Origin of the sequence: Herbaspirillum rubrisubalbicans (genome assembly GCF_003719195.1) — a bacterium.
GTDB classification, from domain to species: domain Bacteria; phylum Pseudomonadota; class Gammaproteobacteria; order Burkholderiales; family Burkholderiaceae_D; genus Herbaspirillum; species Herbaspirillum rubrisubalbicans.
In genome coordinates this window covers 122,822-134,241 of the sequence record NZ_CP024996.1, presented here as the reverse complement: position 1 = coordinate 134,241, position 11,420 = coordinate 122,822, and the positions used below count along the sequence as shown (strand labels likewise).

Here is an 11,420-nt window from a genome sequence, read left to right as displayed (position 1 = left end):
TACCCTAGTTTTTTGCTGTGATCGCGCTTAATATTCCCGACAACGAATACTGCAGCGCATCAACATCACCCGCAAAAATAAGAAACGACAAAGGAGCCAAAGCCGAATCCCTTTTTCAAGGGATTCTGCACTTTGACTCCGGAGTAATGACTCGCCTTGGTAGGCAAGAGAATTACTTCAGTTCGGCCTTGGCGCCAGCTTCTTCCAGCTTCTTCTTAGCGGCTTCAGCGTCAGCCTTGGCAACACCTTCCTTAACCGGCTTCGGTGCACCGTCGACCAGATCCTTGGCTTCCTTCAGGCCCAGACCGGTGATTTCACGCACGGCCTTGATGACGCCGACCTTGTTGGCGCCGACTTCAGCCAGCACAACGGTGAACTCGGTCTGTTCTTCAGCAGCGGCAGCACCACCACCAGCAGCGCCACCGGCGGCCGGAGCGGCCATTGCGGCAGCGGAAACACCAAACTTCTCTTCGAATGCCTTGACCAGGTCATTCAGTTCCATCACGGACAGCGCGCCAACGGCTTCCAGGATGTCTTCTTTGCTAATTGCCATTTGAAACTCCTAAATTTATTTCGGTAATAACATCAGATTGGTAGTGACGCGAAAGCGTCGAAACTGCAGAGCGGGGCCGCTTCAAGCGGCCCTGCCTCATGCGGCTTCGGCTTCCTTCTTGGCTGCCAGGGCAGCCAGAGCGCGCGCAAAGCCCGACACCGGAGCCTGCATCATGCCCAGGACCTGGGCCAGCAGAACTTCGCGAGACGGGATGTTTGCCAGCGAAGCCACAGCAGCCTTGTCCAGCTGCTTGCCTTCGTAGTTACCTGCCTTCACAACCAGCTTGTCGTTGGTCTTGGCAAAGTCCGACAGGACTTTGGCAGCGGCCACGGCATCTTCCGAGATCGAGTAGATCAGCGGACCGGTCAGTTGCGGGGCGAGGTCGGCAAACTTCGTGCCTTCAACGGCGCGACGAGCCAGCGTGTTTTTCAACACGCGCAGGTACACGCCTTGGGCACGCGCTTGTGCGCGCAGTTGCGTCAAGGAACCAACCTGGATGCCACGGTATTCGGCCACGACGATCGTTTGCGCAGTTGCTACCTTTGCGGAAACTTCGGCGACGACGGCCTTCTTGTCATTCAGATTGAGACTCAAGATCAACCTCCAAAAATAGTACTCGGCCACTACGCAGGCCAATGCCTGCTTGCCTTGCACCGGTTCGAACACGGCGTCCGACGTTTAGGAGTTCACTGCAGCATAGGGCAAAACTGAATATGCTGCCTGAGACTACGAAACTTGCTCGGGTTCACCATCTGCGTTGGGTCACTGCACTTGCGTCCAGCATTTTTAACTTCGTCCGGCTTGTTGCTGCCGGCTTCCGCCCAACGGTCTTTGAAGGCCTGCCGCAATCCATCGCTGATTGCGTTGAACTGCGACAGCCCAAAGAGATGCCCCGCTTCCTCACGGAAACGGGGACTGTATTGCTTGCTTAGGCAGCCAGGGAAGCCTGGTCCACGCGAACGCCAGCGCCCATGGTGGACGACAGAGCGATCTTGCGCAGGTACACACCCTTGCTGCTGGCCGGCTTGGCCTTGTTCAGGGCATCGATCAGGGCCAGCAGGTTGGCCTTCAGATCGGCGTCGGAGAACGACTTGCGGCCGATGGTGGCGTGGATGATGCCGGACTTGTCGGTACGGTATTGCACTTGACCAGCCTTGGCGTTCTTGACGGCGGTAGCCACGTCCGGGGTCACGGTGCCAACCTTCGGGTTAGGCATCAGGCCACGGGGACCCAGGATCTGACCCAGGGTACCGACGATACGCATGGTGTCGGGCGAAGCGATGACGATGTCGAACGGCATGTCGCCGGCCTTCACGCGCTCTGCCAGGTCTTCCATGCCGACCACGTCAGCGCCGGCGGCCTTGGCAGCCTCAGCCTTGTCGCCGGAGGCGAACACGGCCACGCGAACGGTCTTGCCGGTACCGGCAGGCAGCACCACCGAACCACGGACCACTTGGTCCGACTTCTTGGCGTCCACGCCCAGCTGGACGGACACGTCGATCGATTCGTTGAACTTGGCGGTTGCGAATTCCTTGATCAGGGAAACGGCGTTGTCGAACGGATAGGCCTTGGTACGGTCGACCTTTTCCTTCATTGCCTTGACGCGCTTGGATACCTTAGCCATTACAGACCCTCCACCGTGATGCCCATCGAACGTGCGGAACCAGCGATGGTGCGCACGGCAGCTTCCAGATCAGCAGCGGTCAGGTCCGGCTTCTTCTGGGTTGCGATTTCTTCCGCTTGCTTGCGGGTGATCTTGCCGACCTTGTCGGTATGCGGCTTGGAGGAACCCTTCTGGATACCTGCAGCCTTCTTGATCAGGATGGTCGCCGGCGGGGTCTTCATCACGAAGGTGAAGGACTTGTCCGCGAAGGCGGTGATCACGACCGGAATCGGCAGACCCGGCTCAACACCTTGAGTCTGGGCGTTGAAGGCCTTGCAGAATTCCATGATGTTCAGACCGCGCTGACCCAGCGCAGGACCGATCGGGGGAGACGGGTTCGCTTTACCAGCTGGCACTTGCAGCTTGATAAAACCAATAATCTTCTTTGCCATGACGGCTCCTTATTGATTGAGTTGTAGCGCCGTTTCATCGGCCTTGCGGCGTCTTACTCTGGCTCCTCGGAATGCTGGATTGGCAGACGATGAGTTGTCCGGTGCGCTCCAGCGGGCGCTGAAAATCTGGCAGGGAAAGGTGGGATTCCGAAATGCGGGATCAGACTTTTTCCAGTTGGCCGAATTCGAGCTCGACCGGGGTGGCGCGACCGAAGATGGTGACCGAGACGCGCACGCGCGATTTCTCGTAGTTCACTTCCTCGACGTTGCCGTTGAAGTCGGTGAACGGGCCTTCCTTGATGCGGACCATTTCGCCAACTTCGTAAAGCACCTTTGGACGGGGCTTCTCGACGCCTTCTTGCATCTGGCGCAGCAACGAATCAACTTCACGCTGCGGCAGCGGGGTCGGACGATTGGACTTGCCGCCGATGAAACCGGTCACTTTGGCGGTGTTCTTCACCAGGTGCCAGGTTTCGTCCGTCATTTCCATCTCGACCAGGACGTAGCCCGGGAAGAAACGACGCTCGGTCACGGACTTGTGACCATTCTTCATATCAACGACTTCTTCAGTCGGCACCAGGATCTGGCCGAACTGGTCTTGCATGCCGGCGCGATTGATGCGCTCGGTCAGCGCGCGCTGCACGCTCTTTTCCATGCCGGAATACGCATGCACCACGTACCAGCGCTTGTTTCCTGCGCTTGAAACGCTTTGCGCACCAACCGGTGCGCTTTCTTGCGTGCTATCGCTCATGTTATTTCCAGCCCAAAATTACGTCGTACAACAGGAACTCGAGCAACTTGTCCGTACCCCACAGGAAGATGGCCATGATCAGCACGAAGGCGAAAACCACCCCGGTGATCTGCATGGCTTCCTTGCGGGTGGGCCAGACGACTTTCTTGGTTTCTTGGACGGATTGCTTGGCGAAACCGATGAAGCCGCGGCCTTGCGCAGAGGTCCAGGCAAACGCCACAGCCACCAGAAGACCAGCGACCAGGGCGGCAGCGCGCACCGGAGTCTGCTGATCAGACAACACAAAAAAACCGACCACGCCTGCAACCACAGCCACGATCGCCAATGCGATCTTGATCTTGTCGTTGGAGGTGTTGACGGTTTGAACTGGCTGGCTAGACATATTTACTTTCAGTACCCTGCACCAGATTCGGTGGCAGGGGCGGAGGGCATCGAACCCCCAACCTTCGGTTTTGGAGACCGACGCTCTGCCAATTGAGCTACGCCCCTACAAAAACTCGCGATTGAGACACGAATGCCGCGATACATTACGCACCGCGGCAAAGTGTTTTACAGCTTGATCTTAGTCGAAGATCTTGGCAACCACGCCGGCGCCGACGGTACGACCGCCTTCACGGATAGCGAAGCGCAGACCTTCTTCCATAGCGATCGGGTTGATCAGTTGCACGGTGATCGACACGTTGTCGCCCGGCATGACCATTTCCTTGTCCTTCGGCAGTTCGATCGCACCGGTCACGTCGGTGGTACGGAAGTAGAACTGCGGACGGTAGTTGTTGAAGAACGGGGTGTGACGGCCGCCTTCATCCTTCGACAGAACATAGATCTCGCCGGTGAAGTGCTTGTGCGGCTTGATCGAACCCGGCTTGGCCAGAACCTGACCACGCTGCACGTCTTCACGCTTGGTGCCACGCAGAAGCACGCCAACGTTGTCGCCAGCTTGACCTTGGTCCAGCAGCTTGCGGAACATTTCCACGCCGGTGCAGGTGGTCTTCTGGGTGTCAGCGATACCGACGATTTCGATTTCTTCGCCGACCTTGATGATGCCGCGCTCAACGCGACCGGTCACCACGGTGCCACGGCCGGAGATCGAGAACACGTCTTCCACCGGCATCAGGAAGGTACCGTCAACGGCACGTTCCGGGGTCGGGATGTAGGTGTCCAGGGCTTCTGCCAGGGCCATGATGGCTTGCTCTCCCAGGGGACCGGTGTCGCCTTCCAGCGCCAGCTTGGCCGAACCCTTCACGATGGGCAGGTCGTCGCCAGGGAACTCGTACTTCGACAGCAGTTCACGGACTTCCATTTCCACCAGTTCCAGCAGCTCTTCGTCATCCACCATGTCAGCCTTGTTCAGGAAGACGATGATGTAAGGAACGCCAACTTGGCGCGACAGCAGGATGTGTTCGCGGGTCTGGGGCATCGGGCCGTCAGCGGCCGAGCACACCAGGATCGCGCCGTCCATCTGGGCTGCGCCGGTGATCATGTTCTTCACATAGTCGGCGTGGCCTGGGCAGTCAACGTGCGCGTAGTGACGGTTCGCGGTTTCGTATTCGACGTGCGCGGTGTTGATGGTGATGCCGCGGGCCTTTTCTTCAGGCGCTGCGTCGATCTGGTCGTAGGCCTTCGCTTCGCCGCCGAACTTCTTCGACAGAACGGTTGCGATTGCAGCGGTCAGGGTGGTCTTGCCGTGGTCAACGTGACCGATGGTGCCGACGTTCACGTGCGGCTTGGTCCGTTCAAACTTGCCTTTTGCCATCTTAGACTCCTAAATTTGATGAGAATGTCCAGGCAACACGCCCGACTGATTACTGACTTGTCAGCGATACGACGAGAAACTGGTGCCCTTGACGTGGATTGAACACGTGGCCTCTCCCTTACCAAGGGAGTGCTCTACCACTGAGCTACAAGGGCATTTTTCCGACTGCACAACAACCAAACATGCAACCGGACCAAAACTTGGAGCGGGTGAAGGGAATCGAACCCTCGTCTTAAGCTTGGAAGGCTTCAGCTCTACCATTGAGCTACACCCGCGAGGAAACAACCTTCACTTCACAACCGCCGCGTCTTTCGATCGCGTATGTACTGCAGAACTGCTTTGACTCCCGGCCTAATGGTGGAGAGGGCTGGATTCGAACCAGCGTACTCGTAAGAGGGCAGATTTACAGTCTGCTGCCATTAACCACTCGGCCACCTCTCCGTGCAGGGAACTCAAAACTATAGAGGAACATCTTTGGACTGTCAACTAAATTTTCGCGAAGAGGCAAAATATTTTTATCAACTGCCGGATGTTGCTCAGAGGAACGACCCGCGACGTTTTTTCGAATCTTCAGGCTTTTTGTGTCTGCGACTCAACCGGCTTTTCATTCCAGGGCGCAATTCTAGGCAACATCAGCATTCCAGGCAAGGCCAGAACGAAGCAAATCAGAAAAAAATTTAACCAACCGGTCTCGGCGACGATATATCCGACCGAAGAATTGACAAAAGTCCGGGGTACGGCCATCAAACTGGTGAACAACGCGAACTGCGTGGCGGTGTAGCGCGGATCGGTCTCGCGCATGATGTAGGCCACGAAGGCGGTGGTGCCCAACCCCACGCCAAAGGCTTCCACCCCGATTACCGTGGCCAGCACCGGCAGGCTGGTGCCGACATGGGCCAGCCAGGCAAAGCCCAGGATGGGGATGGCCTGCAACACGCCGAACACCCACAGGCCGCGATTGATGCCCAGCCGCACCATCCAGATGCCGCCGATGATGCCGCCGGCCACGCTGGCCCACAGGCTGGTGGTCTTGGAGACCACGCCGATCTCGGTCATCGAAAAGCCCAGATCGATGTAGAACTTGGTGGCCAGGGCGGTGGCCATGCTGTCGCCCAGCTTGTAGAGGAAGATGAAGCCCAGCACCCACAACGCATTGCGCCAGCCGCCACGGGCGATGAATTCGCGGAACGGCAGCACCACCGCCTCGTAGAGGTTCTTGGGCGGGCTGCCATAGACCTTGGGTTCCTTGACCACCAGCGAGCACAGCAGCCCCGGCAGCATGAAGGCCGCGGTGATCCAGAACACGGTCGGCCAGGGCATCTGGTCGGCCAGCACCAGCGACAAGGCGCCGGGCACCATGCCGGAGAGCTTGTAGGCATTGACGTGGATGGCGCTGCCCAGGCCCAGCTCGGCTTCGGGCAGGATTTCGCGGCGGTAGGCATCGATGGCGATGTCCTGGCTGGCCGAGAGGAAGGCCACCACCGAGGCCATGAAGGCGATGGTGCTCACATCGGTGAGCGGATCGAGCATCCCCATGCCGCCGATGGCAACAAACAGCAGTAACTGCGTGAAGACCATCCAGCCGCGCCGCCGCCCCATGCTGCCGAAGTGGAAGCGGTCCATCAAGGGCGACCAGAGGAATTTCCAGGTATAGGGGAACATCACCAGCGCAAACAGTCCCAGGGTCTTCACATTGAGCCCCGACTTGGCCAGCCAGGCCTGCAACAGGCTCAGGAGGATGAACAGCGGCAGGCCGGAAGTAAAGCCGAGAAAGACGCAGATCAACATGCGCCGGTTCAGGTATTGTTGCCAGGAAGCGGCAGGTGCGGTCATGGGCGGGTCGGCTCGGAAAAGGCAGGATATGAAAGAAAAAACGCCGGTGGCAAGCGATTAGGCGCTGCCAGACCGGCGTGGGCAAAGCATGGTGAAGCTTTTTGCTTTGAAGCGTTGTGCTTATTTCTTGCGCAGCCTGAACACCGCCAGGCTGCCACGCCAGTTGGGCAGGCAGCGCACCGGTTTGCCGTCCTTCAAGGCCACGCATTCCAGCACTTCCAACCCCAGCTCGTTGGCCAGCGCCTCGAAGTCCCGAATCGTGGCGCAGCGCAGGTTCGGCGTATCATACCACTGGTACGGCAGGCTCCTGGACACCGGCATGCGCCCGCGCAAGAGCGCCACGCGGTGCGGCCAGTAGGCAAAGTTGGGGAAGGACACCGTCACCTCGCGCCCGACCCGGGCGATCTCGCGCAGCGTCCCCTCCACATCCTTGACCATCTGCAGCGCCGACAGGCACAGCACGGTATCGAAGGCATTGTCCTCGAACATGGCCAGGCCACCGTTCAAGTCCTGCTGGATCACCGAGACATTGCGCGCCACGCACTTGGGGATCTGGGCATCGTCGATCTCCACCCCATAGCCCGAGCAGCCCTTGTCGCTTTGCAGGTAATCCAGCATCACCCCATCGCCGCAGCCCAGGTCCAGCACCTGCGACTTCTCGCGCACCCAGTGGGCGATGAAGGCCAGGTCGGGGCGCAGTGCGCTCAATTGTTCGAAAGTCATGCGCGGCCCTCCTGCTGCAGTTCATTCCAGATGCTGGCGTAGTACTCGCGCACCACCTTCATGTAGCGCGCATCGTCCAGCAGAAACGCGTCATGCCCGTGCGGGGCGTCGATTTCGGCATAGCTCACGCGGCGCTTGTTGGCCACCAGCGCCTGGACCATCTCGCGGCTGCGTTCGGGCGAGAAGCGCCAGTCGGTGGTGAAGGACACCAGCAGGAACTTGGCCCGGGTGCGCGCGAAGGCCTTGGCCAGATCACCGCCGAATTCGCGCGCCGGGTCGAAGTAATCCAGCGCCTTGGTGATGAGCAGGTAGGTGTTGGCGTCGAAGTAGGTGGAGAACTTGTCGCCCTGGTAGCGCAGGTAGGATTCGATCTCGAAATCCACCCCATAGCCGAACTGATACTGCCCCGAGCGCAGGTCACGGCCGAATTTCTCGGCCATGTCGTCATCCGACAGATAGGTGATGTGACCCACCATGCGCGCCACCCGCAAGCCATTCTTGGGCACCACGCCATGCGCATAGAAGTCACCACCGTGGTATTGCGGATCGGTCAGGATGGCTTGGCGCGCCACGTCGTTGAAGGCGATGTTCTGGGCCGACAGCTTGGGCGTGGAAGCGATCACCAGGCAGTGGCGCAGACGATCTGGATACATCATGCTCCAGGCCAGCGCCTGCATCCCGCCCAATGACCCGCCCATGACGGCGGCAAAGCAATCGATGCCGAGCCGGTCCGCCAGACGGGCCTGGGCATTGACCCAGTCTTCCACCGTCACCACCGGAAAATCGGCGCCGTAGGGCTGGCCGGTGGCCGGGTTGGGATGCATCGGGCCGGTGGAGCCGAAACAGGAGCCCAGGTTATTTACCCCAATGACGAAGAAGCGATCGGTGTCCAGCGACTTGCCGGGACCGACCATGTTGTCCCACCAGCCCACGTTGTCCGGGTCGTCGGCATAGACGCCGGCCACGTGATGAGAGGCATTGAGCGCGTGGCACACCAGCACGGCATTGGATTTGTCGGCATTCAGCGTGCCGTAGGTTTCATAGGTCAGCGAGTAGTGCGCCAGCGAAGCGCCGCTTTGCAGCGGCAGCGGCTCGGCGAACTGCATGACCTGGGGCGATACGATTCCGATCGACATGATTGTTCTGCGTAAGTGACTCGGCGCCAGGCGGCCTTTGACGGGGCGGCACTGGCGGTCGCTTCGCCGGGCGGGTGGCCAGTCTCGTGCGCGGGCAACAAAAAAGCCCGGAAGCAGTGCTTGCGGGCTCACTCATCGATGGGGCTACGTCTTGGGAAGAACAGCAGATCCAAGCTCGCTTTAGCCGCATTTAGATGGGATCAGGATCCCGGCGCCCGCAAGCTGAAGTTGGTCAAACCGTTCAAATCGGCGCAGTGGTGTAAGAATACCCAAGTCGGGCAGACCCGTCAAACGGCCCTGCCCGCAGGTGCGGCTTCAGCGGCGACGCGCCGCGATCTTGGTATCGAGCTCGACCGCTTCGGCCTGCAGCGCCTGCAACTGCGCCATGGCCGCGTTGATGGCGGCAGGTTCGGTGGCGCGCAGCACCTTCTTGACCTGCGGCTCCAGAAGGCGCAGGTCGCTGTTCAAGATCTCGTTTTTCACCGACAGGATCTGCGAGGGATGCATGGAAAACTCCAGCAAACCCATCCCCAGCAGCAGTCGCGTCCACTTCAGGTCGCCCGCCATTTCGCCGCATACCGATACCGGAATGCCGGCCTTGCGGCCCTGCGAAATCACGGTCGACAGCAGGAACAGCACCGCCGGATGCAGCGGATCGTAGAGATGCGCCACCTCGTGGTCCACGCGGTCGATGGCCAGGGTGTACTGGATCAGGTCATTGGTGCCGATGGAGAGGAAGTCCAGGCGCTTGATGAACAGCGGCAGCGCCAGGGCCGCGGCCGGGATCTCGATCATGGCGCCGATCGGGATATCCTCATCGAACTTCTGCTTGCGATCCCGCAGTTGCTGCTTGGCCTGCTCGATCATGGACAGCGTCTGGTCGATCTCGAAGGCGTGCGCCATCATCGGCACCAGGAGCTTGATGGGCCCATAGGCCGAAGCGCGCAGGATGGCGCGCAATTGCGTGAGGAACATCTGCGGCTCGGACAAGCAATAGCGGATCGCACGCAGGCCCAGGGCCGGGTTGAGCGCAGTTTCCTCATCCGCATCCAGAGGCTTGTCGGCCCCCACGTCGAGCGTGCGGATGGTCACCACCCGGCCCTTCATGGCAATGACGGCCTGCTTGTAGGACTCGAACTGCTCATCCTCGCTGGGGAATTTCTCCAGGTGCCCGGCACGCCCCATGAACAGGAATTCGGAGCGGAACAGGCCGATGCCCATGGCTCCCGCTTCGAAGGCCGGCGCGGCGTCGTTGGGCAACTCGATATTGGCCAGGAGCGTGATCGGTTCGCCATCCTGGGTGATGGCCGGGGTCTTCTTCAGACGTGAAAGCTTCTTCCGTTCACGCAGCAGCCTTTCCTGCCGCGCCCGATACTGCGCCAGCACCAGCGGCGAAGGATCGACGATGACCACGCCGGCATCGCCATCGATGATGAGCACATCATCGTGCTTGACCAGCACGGAAGCGTTATGCATCCCCACCGCGGCCGGAATGGCCAGGCTGCGGGCGACGATGGCGGTATGCGAATTGGGGCCGCCCAGGTCGGTCACGAAGCCGGCAAAGGCGCTCTCGCGGAACTGCAGCATGTCGGCTGGCGAGATGTCGTGCGCCACCACGATGATGTTGGCGGCGGCTTCGCCGGTCGGCGGCAGATGGCCGGCGCTGCCGGTCAAGACCTTGAGGATGCGTTCGCCCACCTGCTGGATATCGGCCTTGCGCTCGCGCAGGTAGGGATCTTCGATGTCGTCGAACTGGGCCGACAATTCCTCGATCTGGGTCACCAGCGCCCATTCGGCGTTGTAGTAGCGATGGCGGATGATGTCCTGCGGCACCTCGGCCAACAGCGGGTCCGACAGGATCAGCGAATGCACGTCGATGAAAGCCCCCAGCTCGGGCGGGGCATCCTTGGGCAATTCGGTGCGGATGGTGTGCAACTCCTGGTGCACCGCCTTGACGGCGCTCTTCAAGCGCGCCACCTCGGCCTCCACCTGGGGCGCGGCGATCAGGTAATGTTTGACGTCCAGTGCGGCCGGCGCCATCAAGTGGGCGCGTCCGATGGCGATGCCTTGCGACACCGCGATTCCATGTAAGCTGAATGAAGCCATCGCGTATCTCCTGCCTGTTTTCTTATAGTCCGCCGTGCTTCAGCGCGCGGTAGCCTGGAGCAAATTACCTAACAAACAGCAATTTGGCAATTGCGAGAGACAAATCTCGGCGAAACAGGCAGCTAGGGTGAACATTGTTTCATGTCACGCAATATCTGCGTGATCATCCTTACACCGCAAGAAGCATTCCAGCCGCGCCGCGATGTTGCGGCGCAATACCGCCAGCGCGGTCAGGGAAGATTACTGCCCTTCGCCGAACTTGTCGGCAATCAGGGCCTCCAGCGCGGTGAAGCATTCCTGCTCATCGGCGCCATTGGTTTCCAGGGTCACCAGGCTACCTTTGCCGGCGGCCAGCATCATCACGCCCATGATGGACTTGGCATTGACGCGGCGCTTGTTGAAGGTCAGCCAGACTTCGCTCTTGAACTTGCCGGCGAGCTGGGTGAACTTGGCGGAGGCACGCGCGTGCAGGCCGAGCTTGTTGACGATCTCGAGTTCTTTTTGAATCAT

Annotated in this window: 12 protein-coding genes and 4 tRNA genes; all 16 read right to left on the bottom strand. The window is 59.9% G+C overall.

What is annotated here, in order from left to right:
* Positions 1 to 172: 172 nt before the first annotated feature.
* The 16 genes from rplL to RC54_RS00510 all read right to left on the bottom strand — a co-directional run bounded on the left by rplL (position 173) and on the right by RC54_RS00510 (position 11,420).
* Positions 173 to 553, bottom strand: a complete 381-nt coding sequence (gene rplL, locus RC54_RS00590) for a 50S ribosomal protein L7/L12 (protein WP_017455602.1) — start codon at positions 551 to 553, stop codon at positions 173 to 175.
* 96 nt (positions 554 to 649) lie between these two features.
* A complete protein-coding gene (gene rplJ / locus RC54_RS00585; RefSeq protein ID WP_006465496.1) occupies positions 650 to 1,147 on the bottom strand; it encodes a 50S ribosomal protein L10 in 498 nt (165 codons plus the stop codon).
* A 334-nt stretch (positions 1,148 to 1,481) separates the two neighbouring features.
* Positions 1,482 to 2,177: a 50S ribosomal protein L1 gene (rplA, locus tag RC54_RS00575; protein ID WP_006465497.1), complete on the bottom strand. Its 696-nt coding sequence runs from the start codon at positions 2,175 to 2,177 to the stop codon at positions 1,482 to 1,484.
* Positions 2,177 to 2,608: a 50S ribosomal protein L11 gene (gene rplK / locus RC54_RS00570; RefSeq protein WP_013232178.1), complete on the bottom strand. Its 432-nt coding sequence runs from the start codon at positions 2,606 to 2,608 to the stop codon at positions 2,177 to 2,179. The genes rplA and rplK overlap by 1 nt, the downstream gene beginning before the upstream one ends.
* Before the next feature lie 160 nt (positions 2,609 to 2,768).
* A complete protein-coding gene (gene nusG, locus RC54_RS00565; protein ID WP_017455605.1) occupies positions 2,769 to 3,359 on the bottom strand; it encodes a transcription termination/antitermination protein NusG in 591 nt (196 codons plus the stop codon).
* 1 nt (position 3,360) lies between these two features.
* Positions 3,361 to 3,741, bottom strand: coding sequence for a preprotein translocase subunit SecE (gene secE / locus RC54_RS00560; RefSeq protein ID WP_017455606.1), 381 nt, complete (start codon positions 3,739 to 3,741; stop codon positions 3,361 to 3,363).
* A gap of 31 nt (positions 3,742 to 3,772) precedes the next feature.
* Positions 3,773 to 3,848 (bottom strand) — tRNA-Trp (locus RC54_RS00555).
* Between the two features lie 73 nt (positions 3,849 to 3,921).
* Positions 3,922 to 5,112 (bottom strand): elongation factor Tu, encoded by a 1,191-nt coding sequence (gene tuf, locus RC54_RS00550; protein ID WP_034312043.1) that lies wholly within the window; start codon positions 5,110 to 5,112, stop codon positions 3,922 to 3,924.
* An 80-nt stretch (positions 5,113 to 5,192) separates the two neighbouring features.
* Positions 5,193 to 5,267, bottom strand: a tRNA-Thr gene (locus RC54_RS00545).
* A gap of 46 nt (positions 5,268 to 5,313) precedes the next feature.
* Positions 5,314 to 5,387 (bottom strand) — tRNA-Gly (locus RC54_RS00540).
* Between the two features lie 80 nt (positions 5,388 to 5,467).
* A tRNA-Tyr gene (locus RC54_RS00535) sits at positions 5,468 to 5,553 on the bottom strand.
* A gap of 129 nt (positions 5,554 to 5,682) precedes the next feature.
* Positions 5,683 to 6,945 (bottom strand): AmpG family muropeptide MFS transporter, encoded by a 1,263-nt coding sequence (locus tag RC54_RS00530; RefSeq protein ID WP_061789858.1) that lies wholly within the window; start codon positions 6,943 to 6,945, stop codon positions 5,683 to 5,685.
* Positions 6,946 to 7,065: 120 nt separating this feature from the next.
* Positions 7,066 to 7,668, bottom strand: coding sequence for a methionine biosynthesis protein MetW (gene metW / locus RC54_RS00525; protein WP_061789859.1), 603 nt, complete (start codon positions 7,666 to 7,668; stop codon positions 7,066 to 7,068).
* Positions 7,665 to 8,804: a homoserine O-succinyltransferase MetX gene (gene metX, locus RC54_RS00520; protein ID WP_061789860.1), complete on the bottom strand. Its 1,140-nt coding sequence runs from the start codon at positions 8,802 to 8,804 to the stop codon at positions 7,665 to 7,667. Before metX ends, metW begins: the two co-directional genes overlap by 4 nt.
* A 315-nt stretch (positions 8,805 to 9,119) precedes the next feature.
* Positions 9,120 to 10,910 carry a phosphoenolpyruvate--protein phosphotransferase gene (gene ptsP, locus RC54_RS00515; protein ID WP_017452638.1) on the bottom strand — a complete coding sequence of 597 codons (1,791 nt, stop codon included), beginning with the start codon at positions 10,908 to 10,910 and terminating at the stop codon, positions 9,120 to 9,122.
* A gap of 240 nt (positions 10,911 to 11,150) precedes the next feature.
* Positions 11,151 to 11,420, bottom strand: a complete 270-nt coding sequence (locus RC54_RS00510; RefSeq protein WP_017452639.1) for an HPr family phosphocarrier protein — start codon at positions 11,418 to 11,420, stop codon at positions 11,151 to 11,153.